Source organism: Candidatus Flexifilum breve, from assembly GCF_016713355.1.
On sequence record NZ_JADJPI010000036.1, the window covers coordinates 38,745 to 51,934 of the forward strand.

23 protein-coding genes and 4 pseudogenes are annotated in these 13,190 nt (G+C 59.9%); 13 read left to right on the top strand and 14 right to left on the bottom strand.

What is annotated here, in order from left to right; translation table 11 throughout:
• Window positions 1-337: 337 nt before the first annotated feature.
• Complete coding sequence (locus IPK17_RS30785; protein ID WP_343421564.1) at window positions 338-511, top strand: hypothetical protein; 174 nt, start codon at window positions 338-340, stop codon at window positions 509-511.
• Between the two features lie 130 nt (window positions 512-641).
• On the opposite strand, the pseudogene IPK17_RS41165 reads toward IPK17_RS30785, so the two are convergent.
• Window positions 642-746 (bottom strand): annotated as a pseudogene (locus IPK17_RS41165) (pyridoxal 5'-phosphate synthase lyase subunit PdxS); the annotation flags it as partial.
• Between the two features lie 33 nt (window positions 747-779).
• Window positions 780-1,225: pseudogene (locus IPK17_RS30790) on the bottom strand (beta/alpha barrel domain-containing protein); the annotation flags it as partial.
• Between the two features lie 442 nt (window positions 1,226-1,667).
• On the opposite strand from IPK17_RS30790, the gene IPK17_RS30795 reads away from it, so the two are divergent.
• The 7 genes and pseudogenes from IPK17_RS30795 (at window position 1,668) to IPK17_RS40760 (ending at window position 4,286) form a co-directional block, all read left to right on the top strand.
• The gene (locus tag IPK17_RS30795) at window positions 1,668-2,051 is read left to right on the top strand and encodes a hypothetical protein (RefSeq protein ID WP_343421565.1); all 384 of its coding nucleotides are present in this window, start codon (window positions 1,668-1,670) and stop codon (window positions 2,049-2,051) included.
• A complete protein-coding gene (locus IPK17_RS30800; RefSeq protein WP_343421566.1) occupies window positions 2,051-2,482 on the top strand; it encodes a hypothetical protein in 432 nt (143 codons plus the stop codon). Before IPK17_RS30795 ends, IPK17_RS30800 begins: the two co-directional genes overlap by 1 nt.
• A gap of 8 nt (window positions 2,483-2,490) precedes the next feature.
• Window positions 2,491-2,679: an LbetaH domain-containing protein gene (locus IPK17_RS30805; RefSeq protein WP_343421567.1), complete on the top strand. Its 189-nt coding sequence runs from the start codon at window positions 2,491-2,493 to the stop codon at window positions 2,677-2,679.
• Between the two features lie 134 nt (window positions 2,680-2,813).
• A pseudogene (locus IPK17_RS30810) lies at window positions 2,814-3,131 on the top strand (phosphomannomutase); the annotation flags it as partial.
• Window positions 3,132-3,133: 2 nt separating this feature from the next.
• Window positions 3,134-3,625 (top strand): phosphohexomutase domain-containing protein, encoded by a 492-nt coding sequence (locus tag IPK17_RS30815; protein WP_343421568.1) that lies wholly within the window; start codon window positions 3,134-3,136, stop codon window positions 3,623-3,625.
• Entirely contained in the window at window positions 3,588-3,941 is a 354-nt protein-coding gene (locus IPK17_RS40755; RefSeq protein WP_350341663.1) for a hypothetical protein, read from the top strand. Before IPK17_RS30815 ends, IPK17_RS40755 begins: the two co-directional genes overlap by 38 nt.
• 51 nt (window positions 3,942-3,992) lie before the next feature.
• Window positions 3,993-4,286, top strand: coding sequence for a hypothetical protein (locus IPK17_RS40760; RefSeq protein ID WP_350341664.1), 294 nt, complete (start codon window positions 3,993-3,995; stop codon window positions 4,284-4,286).
• Between the two features lie 87 nt (window positions 4,287-4,373).
• Here IPK17_RS40760 and IPK17_RS30825 read toward each other — a convergent pair whose 3' ends face one another.
• Both IPK17_RS30825 and IPK17_RS30830 read right to left on the bottom strand, forming a co-directional pair.
• A complete protein-coding gene (locus IPK17_RS30825) occupies window positions 4,374-4,634 on the bottom strand; it encodes a hypothetical protein (RefSeq protein WP_343421570.1) in 261 nt (86 codons plus the stop codon).
• The gene (locus IPK17_RS30830) at window positions 4,612-4,785 is read right to left on the bottom strand and encodes a hypothetical protein (protein WP_343421571.1); all 174 of its coding nucleotides are present in this window, start codon (window positions 4,783-4,785) and stop codon (window positions 4,612-4,614) included. The genes IPK17_RS30825 and IPK17_RS30830 overlap by 23 nt, the downstream gene beginning before the upstream one ends.
• Window positions 4,786-4,998: 213 nt before the next feature.
• Here IPK17_RS30830 and IPK17_RS30835 point away from each other — a divergent pair, with 213 nt between their 5' ends.
• Complete coding sequence (locus IPK17_RS30835; protein WP_343421572.1) at window positions 4,999-5,592, top strand: PIG-L deacetylase family protein; 594 nt, start codon at window positions 4,999-5,001, stop codon at window positions 5,590-5,592.
• 244 nt (window positions 5,593-5,836) lie between these two features.
• Here IPK17_RS30835 and IPK17_RS30840 read toward each other — a convergent pair whose 3' ends face one another.
• The 4 genes from IPK17_RS30840 to IPK17_RS41170 all read right to left on the bottom strand — a co-directional run bounded on the left by IPK17_RS30840 (window position 5,837) and on the right by IPK17_RS41170 (window position 8,384).
• Window positions 5,837-6,502 (bottom strand): adenylate/guanylate cyclase domain-containing protein, encoded by a 666-nt coding sequence (locus IPK17_RS30840; RefSeq protein WP_343421573.1) that lies wholly within the window; start codon window positions 6,500-6,502, stop codon window positions 5,837-5,839.
• Window positions 6,503-6,528: 26 nt separating this feature from the next.
• Complete coding sequence (locus IPK17_RS30845) at window positions 6,529-6,909, bottom strand: hypothetical protein (protein ID WP_343421574.1); 381 nt, start codon at window positions 6,907-6,909, stop codon at window positions 6,529-6,531.
• 504 nt (window positions 6,910-7,413) lie between these two features.
• Window positions 7,414-7,593 (bottom strand): hypothetical protein, encoded by a 180-nt coding sequence (locus IPK17_RS30850; protein ID WP_343421575.1) that lies wholly within the window; start codon window positions 7,591-7,593, stop codon window positions 7,414-7,416.
• A complete protein-coding gene (locus IPK17_RS41170; RefSeq protein WP_343421576.1) occupies window positions 7,590-8,384 on the bottom strand; it encodes an NAD(P)-binding domain-containing protein in 795 nt (264 codons plus the stop codon). Before IPK17_RS41170 ends, IPK17_RS30850 begins: the two co-directional genes overlap by 4 nt.
• A gap of 120 nt (window positions 8,385-8,504) precedes the next feature.
• On the opposite strand from IPK17_RS41170, the gene IPK17_RS30860 reads away from it, so the two are divergent.
• Entirely contained in the window at window positions 8,505-8,726 is a 222-nt protein-coding gene (locus IPK17_RS30860; protein ID WP_343421577.1) for a hypothetical protein, read from the top strand.
• Window positions 8,727-8,883: 157 nt separating this feature from the next.
• Here the strand turns inward: IPK17_RS30860 and IPK17_RS30865 are convergent, their stop codons facing one another.
• The gene (locus IPK17_RS30865) at window positions 8,884-9,303 is read right to left on the bottom strand and encodes a hypothetical protein (protein WP_343421578.1); all 420 of its coding nucleotides are present in this window, start codon (window positions 9,301-9,303) and stop codon (window positions 8,884-8,886) included.
• A gap of 69 nt (window positions 9,304-9,372) precedes the next feature.
• On the opposite strand from IPK17_RS30865, the gene IPK17_RS30870 reads away from it, so the two are divergent.
• Window positions 9,373-9,684, top strand: coding sequence for a hypothetical protein (locus IPK17_RS30870; RefSeq protein WP_343421579.1), 312 nt, complete (start codon window positions 9,373-9,375; stop codon window positions 9,682-9,684).
• Between the two features lie 87 nt (window positions 9,685-9,771).
• Here the strand turns inward: IPK17_RS30870 and IPK17_RS30875 are convergent, their stop codons facing one another.
• From IPK17_RS30875 to IPK17_RS30885, 3 genes are all read right to left on the bottom strand, one after another.
• Entirely contained in the window at window positions 9,772-10,281 is a 510-nt protein-coding gene (locus IPK17_RS30875; protein ID WP_343421580.1) for an ATP-binding protein, read from the bottom strand.
• 102 nt (window positions 10,282-10,383) lie between these two features.
• A complete protein-coding gene (locus IPK17_RS30880; protein ID WP_343421581.1) occupies window positions 10,384-10,650 on the bottom strand; it encodes a P-loop NTPase family protein in 267 nt (88 codons plus the stop codon).
• A 294-nt stretch (window positions 10,651-10,944) separates the two neighbouring features.
• Window positions 10,945-11,082, bottom strand: coding sequence for a hypothetical protein (locus IPK17_RS30885; protein WP_343421582.1), 138 nt, complete (start codon window positions 11,080-11,082; stop codon window positions 10,945-10,947).
• A gap of 555 nt (window positions 11,083-11,637) precedes the next feature.
• Between IPK17_RS30885 and IPK17_RS30890 the strand changes: the two genes are divergently transcribed.
• The gene (locus IPK17_RS30890) at window positions 11,638-11,766 is read left to right on the top strand and encodes a hypothetical protein (protein WP_343421585.1); all 129 of its coding nucleotides are present in this window, start codon (window positions 11,638-11,640) and stop codon (window positions 11,764-11,766) included.
• A 90-nt stretch (window positions 11,767-11,856) separates the two neighbouring features.
• Here the strand turns inward: IPK17_RS30890 and IPK17_RS41175 are convergent.
• Window positions 11,857-11,967 (bottom strand): annotated as a pseudogene (locus tag IPK17_RS41175) (DnaB-like helicase C-terminal domain-containing protein); the annotation flags it as partial.
• 369 nt (window positions 11,968-12,336) lie between these two features.
• Here IPK17_RS41175 and IPK17_RS30900 point away from each other — a divergent pair.
• Window positions 12,337-12,582 carry a hypothetical protein gene (locus tag IPK17_RS30900; protein ID WP_343421583.1) on the top strand — a complete coding sequence of 82 codons (246 nt, stop codon included), beginning with the start codon at window positions 12,337-12,339 and terminating at the stop codon, window positions 12,580-12,582.
• Window positions 12,583-12,606: 24 nt separating this feature from the next.
• Here IPK17_RS30900 and IPK17_RS30905 read toward each other — a convergent pair whose 3' ends face one another.
• A complete protein-coding gene (locus tag IPK17_RS30905; RefSeq protein ID WP_343421584.1) occupies window positions 12,607-12,744 on the bottom strand; it encodes a hypothetical protein in 138 nt (45 codons plus the stop codon).
• Between the last annotated feature and the right edge of the window lie 446 nt (window positions 12,745-13,190).

Genomic DNA, 13,190 nt, shown 5'->3' on the forward strand with positions numbered 1-13,190 from the left:
GTTTTCGATATGAGACGTTCAGCTATGCTAAGGTGCATATAGAGATGTAGCTGGGAGTATGCCGTTGGAATTTGCAGTACCTACTGACGCAATGTTCGAAGAAGATCCGATGTGGGGACGGCTGCATCCTTCGCTACGAGCTACATTCGTAAGCCTGCCGGGTGGAGACTCGATGCTCACACCAGAGCAGCTTGATGCAGTTTTCGGCGGGGATCGGCGGGCACTTCGCGACATGGCCAAGTTAGTTTTCCAAACGTCTACAACAGAACCGAATTAGTCTGAGCAGTTGCCGACTGAGGGCGGCTATGATGTACTGTAGTTAACCGCGCGCGAGGAAGTGCAGCACATCTTTGATGAGGAAATCGGGAAACTCAGCGATCAATTGAAGGTGATGCGCGAAGCGCGGAGCAGTTTGCACGGAGAGGCGCTTGCCACACAGCATAAGACGACTGTGCAGCAAGCAACCCTCGAAGAGTTAGCAAGCTTGACGCTGGAGCGGTTCTGGAAATAGGAGAGCCGCGTCATCAATCAAACCCTGCACCGGTTGATGGGTAAACGCCGCCTTGTCCTCCTCGGCGGCGAAATCCAGGGTGCAGTCGAAGTAAAACGGCGGCAAGTCCGTCCGCTACGCTTAAGCGACCTTACCAGCCGCGCTGCGCGATCTTCTGACTGTCAGCGAGACCGCTGACATTGATGCCGACCATGGCTTCGCCGAGACCACGGCTGACGTTCGCCAGCACATCGGGTTGTCGAAGTGGGTGACTGCTTCGACAATCGCTGGCAATGCGGCGCAGCGCCTCGCCGAGGTTGCGGCAGCCGCATACGAACGGCACTTTGAAGCCGTGCTTGTTGATGTGGTTTTCTTCGTCAGCCGGGGTGAGGACTTCGCTCTCGTCGATGTAGTCAATGCCAATCGATTGGAGGATTTGCGCTTCGACGAAATGGCCGATGCGCACCTTCGCCATGACCGGGATGGTGACGGCTTTCATGATGCCTTCGATCGTGCCAGGGTCGCTCATGCGCGACACACCGCCGTGCGCGCGAATATCCGCCGGAATGCGTTCCAGCGCCATAACCGCCGCCGCGCCCGCATCTTCCGCGATCTTCGCCTGCTCAGGGTGACCACGTCCATGATCACGCCGCCCTTGAGCATTTGCGCCAGACCGCGCTTGAGGGCTTCCGTGCCCGTTTCGCCACTGCCATTCTGATGACCGTTGGTTTGCATAACTCTACCTCTGTCCATTTGTTCCAGCGTATGGGATATAGTGCTAGGTAGCCGCTGCCAATCCCTGTAAATAGTGCCACTTAAGACCATTAGAGCCATGCTGGCTGCGGATGCCCCGACTTTTCGCTGATTGATGTTAAATCAAACGTCAGGTTAAATACATGTGTTTGGGAATCATCAAAGGATGACGTCATGGCTCAACTGCCGATATTGATTGTACTGGCGGGTGGTGCGTCGTCGCGCATGTGGCCCCTGCGCGAAAATCACTTTACGCTTTGGCACCGAACCGCTGCTCGTGAGTCCGGCTCCGGCGTTATGAGTCGCTGGGTTTGCAGGAAGCGGTCATCGTCGCGAATCCCGGTAACCTCGAAGACATCAAACCCTGACCGCGGCGATTCCGGTCGATGAATATTCGGGTGGTGGTTCAGGGGACGCCAAGGGCATGGGCGATGCGCTGCTGCAGGCGGCGCCGGCCCCCTGCTTTAACCAACCGGAAACGCCGATCTATGTCGTGCAGGTGCATGATGTCGTGGATGATCAACCGCACGCCGACATGCTCAAGGCGTACGCCGCCGATCCTACGGGCACGTATATTGCTGGCTATGAGCGCGAAGACTATTTCCCCGGCGGTTATCTGATCGTCAGCCCGAGCGGATGCATCACTGGGATCGTCGAGAAGCCGGGCGCGGAGAATCGACCGAGCAATCTGGTCAACATCGTGGCGCACATCCACCGGATAGCGCGCGCCTGTTCAACGCGATTCAAGAGGAGTACGCCAAGCCCATTGCCAGCGATGATCACTATGAACGGGCGATGGATCGGCTGATGACGCAGCACGTCTTTAAGGTTGTGCCGTACCGCGGCCCGTGGAACGCGCTCAAGTTCCCGTGGCACACCCTTGATGTGATGAATTACTACCTGTCGAAGATTTCTGGCAAGATCGTCGCGGAAAGCGCGTTCGTGGCTCCGTCGGCCACGCTGATCGGCGACGTGTTTATTGGTGAACGCGCGAAGGTGTTCCCCGGCGCGGCGATTGTGGGCCCGGCCTACATCGGCGCGGATACGATTGTCGGCAACAATGCGTTGGTGCGTCAGTCGATGGTGCTCAACCACTGCAATGTCGGCTACACAACGGAGGTCGCGCGCAGCTATGTGGCGGATCATTGCGATATGCACGCCTGCCGCGTGCTCGACAGCGCATGTTCGCGCCGAGGTGAACTTCTCGGCGGGCTGCACGACTGCCAATCTGCGCATTGACCGCAAGAATGTCAAGAGCACGGTCAGGGGACGCGCTTGACAGCGGGCGCGACAAGTTCGGCGCGATTGTGGGACAAGGCGCTTTCCTCGGCGTCGACGTGATGACGATGCCCGGCGTCAAGATCGGCGAGGCGGTTGAAGTGGGGCCGGGGACGTACGTCCATGAAGATGTTCCGGATCGCCGCCGCTGTACGTAAAACAAGAGATCATCATAGTAGAAAGGTGAAAGGTAAAAGTTAAAAGTAGGAGGGCGAGTGTGGGACTTAACTTTCAACTTTTAACTTTCAACTCCGTCTATGGCCACTGTTAATCCGAAGCTGTTCAAAAGTACGATATTCGCGGCACTGCAATGGGCAAGGATGCGCCGCTCACGCCGGAAGTCGCCCGCTTGATTGGGCAGGCGTTTGGGACGTATCTGCGCAATGTTGAGGAGCGGCGCACAGTCGTTGTTGGGCGGGATAACCGCCATTCGTCGACCGCGCTGATGGATGCGGCCATGCACGGCTTGAGTCAGGCGGGCTGCCACGTTGTGGACATCGCGCTGACTTCCACGCCGCTCGTCTATTGGAACGCCGTGAAGCGCAACAACGCGGGCGGCATGATGGTCACGGGCAGTCACCTTCCGCCGGATCAGATGGCTTCAAGCTGAGCGTGGGCGCGCGGAACCTGTATGGAGATGGCATTCAGGAGATTCTGCGCCTCATCCAGACGGGCGAGTTGACGACGGGAGTGGGCGAGATTGACTGTATCGAATCGGTAGAGGACTACTACAGCGACATTGTGCCGAAGCTGCGCATCAAAACGCATCCACTCAAGATTGTGGTAGATGCGGGCAACGGAACTGGCGGCATCTTCGCGCCGAAGCTGTTCCGGACGCTTGGGCACACCGTGATCGAGCTGTTCTGCGAGCCGGACGGGAGCTACCCGAATCACCAGCCCGACCCGCAGGTGCCGGAGAATTTGCGCGCGCTGGGCGACAAAGTGCGCGAAGTTGGCGCGGACCTCGGCATCGCGTTTGACGGGGACGCCGACCGCATGGGCGCAGTCGATGAGCAGGGGAATGGCATCGCGGCGGATCGTTTGCTGGCGCTGCTGGCGCGGGGACATGCTGACCCGGCATCCCGGCTCAACGGTGGTCGGTGATATCTTGAGCAGTCAGGTGCTGTTTGATGCGGTCGCGCAAGCGGGCGGCACGCCGATAGCGTGGGCGAGTGGACACTCGCTGGTCAAGGCCAAGATGGTCGAGACGGGCGCGCTGCTCGGCGGTGAGATGAGCGGGACATCTTCCTCGGCGAAGACTACTACGGCTTTGACGATGCGTATGTCGCGGCGGGACGCCTGCTGCAATGACTGGCCACCGCGAAGCAATCGCTGGCCGCGCTCAACGCCAGCCTGCCGACGCTCTACAGCACGCCGGAATATCGCCCGCACTGCCCGGATGAAGCGAAAGCCCGCGTGATCGATGGTGTGCGCGCCGCCTTGGAAGGCAAGGGCGAAATCGTCGCCGTGGATGGCATCCGCGTTCAGTTCGAACACGGATGGGGGACTGCTGCGCGCCAGCAACACCGAACCCGTGCTGAGCCTGCGCTTTGAGGCGACCAGTGAAGCCGGACGCGCTGGCCTACCGCGATCTGTTCGTCGGCCGCGCTTAAGAACTATCCGGAAGTCGAAGCTATCATCTAAATGTGGCGCTCGCCATTCACGGGCAGCGGGCGCAGCAATCCAGCGTGCGCCCCGCTGCCCACCCCTGATCAACTCCCATGCCAAGGTGACTCACCAGCAGCTTGAAGTACAGGATCGGTAGAAACCATTCCAGACCTGTTGGCGCGTTGAACAGCAGTGCTACCCCAGCGCGCCGATATAGCTTAGATAACTCACCGGGCGCTGGAGCTCAGTGGGCGCGGCCAAGATCGCCAGCGCGGACAGCAGTGCAGGCATACGCCCCGATCACCGTGAGCCAGTTGGCGCTGGGAAAGGCGAGCGCGAATACGACAAGCTGTGCGAGATGCACGGCGACGAATAGGAAATGGTCGCGGCGCGTCTGACCGGGGCGGTGATACCCAGCGGCGCGCCGCGCCCGCAATTCGCGACCACGCCGCCGAACAGATCGAGTGCGAGGACGACGAGGATCATCCACTGCCAGATCGTCCAATCCACCTTGCGTAGATAGGCGTGCGCTGCGACGCCAATCGTCCCGCGACGGCTGCGCCGAGGATGAGCGCCTGTTCCGCCCTCGATGCGCCCGGCCCGATCAACGTATCCCAATGGCGCAGCAGACCGGATCGAGGTGGTGGTAAGTCCATCACCGCTTCCCCCTGACACCGCATAAGATAAAGTAGTAGTGTTCTACACAATGACCTGAGGATAACTGTATGGAACTCGAAAAAACCGATCGTCGCGCCGTTCAAAATTCTGGTGATTGTGGCGCATCCGGACGACATTGAATTTGGTTCAGCGGGCAGCGTGGCCGTGTGGACGGGGGGCGGGCGCGGAGGTGACCTACTGCATCGTCACCGATGGCGCGGCGGGCAGCAACGACAAAGACGTGGTTTACAATCAACTGGTGGAGCGCCGTCAAGCGGAGCAGCCTGGAAGCGGCGGAACTCGTCGGCGTCAAAGAGGCGGTTTTCCTCGGCTATGCCGATGGCGCGCTCACGCCTTCGCTGGAACTGCGCCGCGATCCGACCCGCCTGATCCGCCGTTTGCGCCCGGATCGCGTGCCGATCATGGATCCGACACAGGTGTTGATCTCCGGCGAGGGCTTCGACTATATCAATCACCCGGATCACCGGGCGACGGGTGAAGCGTCGTTGTACGCTATCTTTCCCTCGGCGGAAACGCGCCCGATCTTCCCCGAACTGCTCGACGAGGGCTTAGAACCGCATCACGTTAACGAGGTGTACCTGATGATGAGCGATAAGCCGAACATCGCCATCGACGTGACCGCCGTGTGGGACAAGAAGATCCAGTCGCTGCTGGCGCACCGGTCGCAGGTGGGCGAGGATGTGGCTGATATGATCCGGCAGGTGGGACGAGGCGACCGGAAAAGAGGTCGGCGTGCCGCTGGCCGAGAATTACCGCGTGATGCGTTTCATCAACGCCACGCCTGAGAAGGACACCCCGGCGGAGTAACTGCGAAGGACGCGAGATTATCGCGTCCGACGTTTCTGACCTATACGTCCCCTCCCCTGAATTCAGGGGGGGGAGCCAACGTCCGCCACGGAAGCGGGAGAGGACGCGAGATCCGCCGATCAGGCTTTTGGCGGGAGACTTCTTAAACCTCTTGACTCACCCGCCAGCGGGAGGGGCAAGCCCTCCCCTACAGTGCTTGGCCTCGTAGGCGAACGATCACCCTTAACCCACGTACAAGCGGGGAGAGGTGTTTACATCAGCCGATACACCTGCGTTTCGCCGTCGATACCGCGGAGCAGCACCGGAGTCCGTCTTCGAAGTGAGTTTAGCTTCAACGATGAGCTCTTCGCGCCGGGGTAGCTGTACACCGGGTCCGTGATGACGAGTTCGCTTGCTTCGGCGACCGCTTGTACGCGCGCCGCTAAATTCACTGTTTGCCCGGAAATAATCGAGGCGTTCGCTGTTCTCGACGGCGATGCACGGCCCCATGTGAATCCCAACCTTGATGATCAGGCACTCGTGATCGTCGCCGATCTTCCTGATCTGCTGGTTGATCACGAAGGCGGCTTGCAGCGCGGTGAGCGGTTCAGAGAAGGTCGCCATGACCGCGTCACCCATCGTCTTTGACGACTGCACCGCCGCACTCGGCGATGATGTCGCGCAGCAGGGTGAAATGCTTGCGCACGATCTCATAAGGCGGATATCGCCCACCCGCTGATACAGGGCGGTCGAGCCTTTGAGGTCAGTGAACAGGAAGGTCACGCTCTTGAAGGCGAGGCCGAGATCGGACGGGATACTCTCCGCGCGGAACAATCCGCGGAACACCTGTGAGGTCGCGACCTGCTTGCCCGTCAGAAACTCCATCGGTTGGCTGAAATGCGCGGTCAACTGCGCGGATCTCTTCGTCGTTGAGGTTAGGGATGCCGTGGCGTGGGTCGTAGATCACGCCGTACACGCTCTCTTTGCCAATGCGGTTGCGGAAGGTGATTTTGACCTTGCCCGGTTTGACATACGCGCCTTCTGGGCACGATGCGCCCATCAAACAGATCAAACGTGATGTCGCTCGCCGCGTTGGGATCCGTGCCGAGGTTAGCGAAGGCGTGAATATCCGGCGTCGTCACGAAATAGTTCGCGCCGTCCACCAGATCGACTTCGACGGTGCGCCGCGCATCCACGCCGATTTTGTCCGAGGTGACCATCAGCTTCACAGCGATCTGGCGGATTTCTGGCGCGTGGTACATGCTGTGCGTATAGAACCACAGCAGCCAATCGCGCTGAAAGTCGAGCAGTTCCATGTCGTGAAAGCGGATGCTGCGCGTCGACGGCGACCGTGAACGCGACTTTCGATATTATCGTCTACGGACACATCAAAGCCGATCATGCAGTGGTTGCAATATTCCTGATTCTGATGGCACGCAGCCCGCCCGGCGATGTGACGAAGGCATGGCACGAGGGGCAAGAGCACCCCAGTTGAATTCCAGAATGCCGAAGTGCGTCGCGTACAGGAAGAGATCGGTCGCTTCGCGCACGGACGTACCCGTGCGCCGCGCGTAGTAGTAGGACTGACGCGGAAGAGATCCTCATCCGGCGCGGTGGTGAGGTAGCTGGCGAAGTCATTCATCACCTGCGCGCTGAATTTGCCGAGGTCTTTGACCGGCGAGGCGCGCGGCGAGGGTGGTGGTTTGAAGCTGCGTAGTCATGACTTTACCTGCCTAAAATATAGTTTGTCGACAGTTTTCTAGACGATTCCAACCACTTAATTGTTACTCCTGATGCGTTATCGGGCAACTTAATCGCCATCACGCTGGAGCGCGTCGATGGTCTGTTGTTCGAGCTCCCATACGTCCATCGCGCGGCGGCTCGTTGAGCAGGTTGCGCAGGCGCGGGTAATCGGCGTTGAACTCCTCTGACCACTCCTGCGCGAATTTGCTGCCGCGAATCTCTTCCAGCGTGATCTCCATCAGGCGTTCCAGCTTCAAATCATTGAAGCGTTCGTAAAGGCCGAGGATACCGGGTATTGCGCCGTCAGCGACTGCGAATCGAGCGCTTTGAGCAGCCCCTGACCTGCTGCCGCCCGCAGATATCTCGGACGTTTCGCCCGAGAGATACAGCGCCGGTGAACACGGCTTCGGGCGGGTAGCCGAGTTTCATGAGCAGTTCCGCCGCGGTGATCACGACCTGCAGTACGGGCAGCACGGCCCGCTGCAAGAACAGGTCGAGTTCGGTCTCGTTCCAAAGCGCGTTTCAATCGCGCTGACTTTGAAAGCGCTGCCCGCCGCTTTCGCCACCGCGAGGATCGTCGGCCACGCGCTGCGGCTGGCATCCTGCGCGACGGCGACGAACGAGGCGTAGCCTTCGCCGACAGGTAGCGGTCGCGGACGGCGGCACCATGTGTGCGCGGCGACCAGCCCCACGTCGACGAACGGTGGCGCTTCGATAAACCGAAGGTGAGGTTGTAGGCGCTGCTGAAGATCAGCGCTTGGTCACGGCGCAAATGCGGCGATACGCCTTCAAGGTAGATTTTGGGCATGGCCTGGTCGCGCAGCAGGGGCATAATGATGTCCGCGGCGACCACCAGTTCGGCGATAGCCACGGGCGTGAAACCGTCCGCGAGTGCCTGTTCGCGATAAGCCCGCGCGGGGCTCACGGAGATCACGCCGACGCCGCTGTCCCGTAGATTGAGCGCCATCGGACTGCCCATGCTGCCGTGTAGCCAATAACGCCGACGCGCTTGCCTCTTTAAATAATCTACGTTACCATCTTTCGTCATGATAAACATATCGTCATGGTTGATCTTTTCGCTAGAGCGGATGCATGTCCAAACGATACCTTTGTCCCGCTGATCGCAACACTGCTTTTGCCGCCCCTGCTGCTGACGGGCTGAGGCGGCGTGAGTCCGTTTGGGCCGCCAACGGCGACGCCGCCGCCGTTCAACCTGTTCACCCCGCATGATGTGTTCAACGCCTTCACGGCGGCGGGACTAGAAACGGCGATTGCGCCGGACGACGAACAGATCGTCGCCGAGCGGGATGACCCCGCAGACTATGACGAGCGTCGTTTTCCTATTATCGCCAGCATTGCCCCGCTTGGCGGGCAGGATCACATTTGCTGAGACAGCGGAGCAGCTCGCCGCATGGCAGGCGTACATGGAGAGCCTGCGCAACAATCACTCGTCGACGCGGCGCGGGTGATTTATGTACTTTCGCAATAACGTAATGGTAGCCAACAGTTCGCTGACGAACGCGCAGGCCGAAGCGCTCCGCGAAGCGTTAGAGGATATGACGTTCTGAAACCTCACCCTCTGGTGCCAGCCGTCCCCCTCCAGAGAGGGAAAAACAGGTGGCGAGGGGGTGGGTACAGATTAACATCCACACGGGGAAAGATCGTAGCCGTTGCGCTGAAAGCCGTAGCGCGTTCGTAGAGGTGTTGCGAGCGCGTAGGTTGCTCAACTGCGTGCTGACCGTCACGGTGGTGATGGCCCGCCGCGCGAAGCCGCAGCAGATCATTGACCAGCGCCGATCCGACGCCTGTTCCCGCACATCGGCAGCACGGCCAGCCGCGCCAGACGTCCCCCCGTCGAAGTACATCGTGCTCGCCTGATAGCCGAAGATCCGTTCGTTGCTCACGGCGACCGTGCAGTAGGCGGCGGCGCGTACAGCCTCGCGCACATCCACATCCGAAAGCGCCACGGCGGCGCAAAGGGGCTGGCTTGATCGACGCGGGCGATGATCGGGACATCGCCGTCGCGCGTCGGGTGAATGGTGAGGTTCCGCCGGCATCTCCCGGGCGGGCGGCAAATCTGCCCGGCGCAGGGTGACGACTTCCTCGGCGGGCGCGAACCCGCGCGGTTGCACGAACGGGAGTTAGCCATTGCGGATGAGGAGCACCGCGACCCGGAGCGTTACTCCCGAGCAATCGACACCACCGAGTCCCACAGCGCGTTAAACGTGCGGGCAGCATCGGCGTTATCGGCCAGCGCGGCGATGCGAATCCACGTGGTGTTGTCGAGCGGCGCGGGCAGTCGCCAGGATGCCCATCAGCCGCCCGGTGCCGCCACGCCAGTCGCGTGACACCCCTGCTGGGCTTCCAGCCACTTATCGGTCTCCTGCCAGTCGAGGCGCGTGTGGACGTTGTGGTGGAAGTTGCGGAACAACAGGTCAGAGACGATGTGGCGGTCGCGGCGGCTGTAGGTGAAACGGTGACGGGTTCCAGTGATCGAAGTGGCCATAGGTCAGTAGGTTCTGGGCATCCGGTCGACATACGGGCGTCCCGTGAGGACATAGACAGCCGAACGGCGGCGGTCGAGAATGCGCGTGCGCACGCGGGCGTCCATTTCCCTCAATAGATCGTATGCGGGTGATGATCGTCTTCATGCGGCGCAGATAGCGGTAATCCAATACCTGAAACACCTTTTCACGCGCCCACGCCGACATTGACCCGAAGTTTAGATCGTCAAGCACGAGCACGGATACGTTGCGTAGAATCGAGAGGCGGCGCTCCAGCTTCAACTGCACGCGGCCGTCCACACCGGAGCGGAGATAGTCGAGCAGTTCGGTGTTTGTGACCATGATCACGCCGACGCCCGCCTTATCCTGCTTCTCATTGGCGATGCCCGCCGCGAGATGCGTTTTGCCCGTCCCAGATGGGCCAATCAGCACCAGCCACATCGATTTGAGTCCGACAACTACGCGCGATTTTGCACCCGCGTTCCAGATTCGGAGCGCGTCCTTCGACGGTGGTGCGAGTGCGCGTATCGAAGTTTTCCAGCGTCATCTCGCGTACAGGCCGAGATCCGGCACTTCATCGACCGACGTGTTTTTGTTGGTGCGGAAATCCGGCGCTTTGATTCGCACGTGCTGCACCAGCTTGTTATCGGCGAGACGGATGGCGAGGCGCGGATCAACCGTTTCAATATCGGCATTGGTGGTGACGACGGTCGGCAGGCGGTACACATAGCGATGGTTGAGCAGTTGGAACAGCTTTTCGCCCGCCCATTCGCTCGGGCTTTCCACGCCGAGATCGTCGAGAATCAGCACGCCCGCTTCACGCAGGCGATCAAACGTTTCGTCATAGCCGGATCCAGCGTTTGGGGCGCCGCGCCGCGCAGATAGTCGAGCAGGTCGGGCACAGTGACGAAGATCACGCGCCCTCGTGGTCGAGCAGCGAATTGCCGATCGCGGCGGCGAGATGCGTTTTGCCCGTGCCGTATGTACCTTCAAACAGAATCCATCCGGTCGGCTGACCGGCGTACGCCTGCGATAGTGCAGCGCTTCGCGCAGGAGTCGCGCTGCTTGGGACTCAGGTTCGAAACGTTTTCCGTGTCAAAGCTCTCAAACGTTTTGTCTTTTGTAGGCTTCGAGAGCTTGCCAAGCTTGCGCAGCTCTCTTGCGCTCGGCGTTGGTGCGGTAGTTGGGGCAGCGGAACAACTGCCCGAACTGCGGATGCCCTACCGGGAGATCGGCGCACATAGCCGAGTCCGTCGCACAGCGACTCGCGTCCACAGGGGCACAAGCCCATCATCGTCACCACTCAGGAAGTCGCGCTATTCCCGGAGATGTATCGTTTTCCATCCCGTTCATCAGGTCTTTGATCGACCGCATTGCCTTTACCTTCGCTGCCAGCGATCTAAGATCCCCGCACGAACCGCCAGTTACGCGCATTCTGGCGACGGCGATCCGCATGGCTTCGATAATCCAATTGAGCGGAAAATCTTCTCCGCATCCTTGAAAGCATGTCCGCGATCATCGGCGTTAACTGCTCCCGAAGTGATCTTCGTATAGGCGATAGATGTTGGGTCGTTCCGGCAAAATCTCGATTCAAACCTTCGTGACCGGGCCGCCATAAGCCGAGGCGGACTTGCTCCATTGCGGTCCGACCCAGCCGTATTGATAAAATACAGGCGCTCTGGCGATCCGCCCAGTTCCACTTCGGTACTGAGCAGCGTTCTGCGCGCACACGCCCGCGCCAATCCGTCATCTGCATTGCTTGGCCGCCGATGCCGGCCATAAAGGCCGCGTTCATTAGTGAAGTCGCCGCAGCAGGTAGCGAAATGTGCCTTCACGCTGCTGAACGTTTTCATGGCGTACAACGTGACCTTGGTTTCGACGACATGGTCGATGAGCGGCAGCAGTTCGCTGATGAACTGCGTGTAGACCGCGAAGGTCGGTTGTTGTCGGGGAGGAAGCCGTTGAATCCTCGTCAGGCTCTGTGATCGATCTCTTTGTCTTGGCGTCGGAGAACTTGGTCAGCGACCGCTCGAAGTGCAGGTCGATACTCCCGGTCGGGCCGTTGCGGTGCTTGCCCACGATGATCTCCGCTTTGTTCGGGAACTCGGTCGCCTCGTTGTAGACCACACATCGCGTTACAGGAACATCACGATATCAGCGTCCTGCTCCAAGCTATGAGCGATGATGTCGTTGGCGAAAGTTGTGATCTGTCGGCACGGTGAGGTCGAACACTCCCGCTTTCGCCATCCGGTTCAATGGAGACAATTGCATCCCAGTAAACATCGCTTTGCGCCAATGCGGCAATCGGTTCGGATTGTACGACTTATGGCGAGACGTGCCGCCTGTTCCCGGCTGATGTTCTGTTTGGTACAAGCCGGTCCCACAGTGGGCGTTGCCGAGTTCTGACTGCATTTGCCGAGCCGTGAGCCTGGAGATGCGGCCATCGCCGGGACAGCATAGGTGCGCCAGACCTGTCGCGGGATGATATCGCGGTTCGTGCCAGCAATATGCGTACAAACCACGCTGACCGCATACAGCGACTCAGCGCGTCAAATAATCAACAGCGCCAATCGATTGAACGAAGCGGTGGAAGTCGTCTTCGGTCCTGATGGGGCAACATGGAACCGGATCGCGTCCTTTGCCTGTTTGCGGAACGCGCGTCAATCGAGCATTGATACCGATGAGCGCGGCAGCAGCGATTCAACCGCGCTGGCGAGTTCTCCCAGGCTGCTCGACGCGTAGTAGATGTTCCTCGGATAATGGCCTTTAGTCGTTTTCAAGACCAATATGTCCATCGGTCGCCCACAGGTGACGAGGATCAGCGCGCGCGTCAGCGGGCTGCTGGAAACCCTGCTGGGTACGCTTTGGGCGAGAACGCAGGCCGAACACAGCAAGCTTCGTCAACCAGATTTCCATCGGACTTTGCACGCCGTGCGTCAAATGTTAGCTCGATGTGAGGAACACCCGATACCAGTTGCGGCCTCGGTTCGCGGTAGATGCGTGGACGCACCCGGATCACCGAACACTTCCGTCGCTAGGTTTGCGACAATCTGCGCAATATCGTCCTCCCGCGTGCAATGGATCGCGGGTCTGGGGTGCGTGCAGCCATCCCCGATCAAATGCCCGAGCAAGGCCAGTTCAGCATTGCTCATCGTCTGCTCTGCGGACTCGACAAAATGCGGGGCAGGGCAAGGCAATCCTCGGGTTGTGAGCCTCGTCCAACCGCTTCCACCCGTTGATCGTCGGGAACTTGGGATTGCCCGTCGCGCGGATGGCGCCCAAGCTGCGTTGTCAGCTTGTAGACGGATTTTGATCCCCGTACACCATGCGCGGTTAACTTCGGCAGGTTC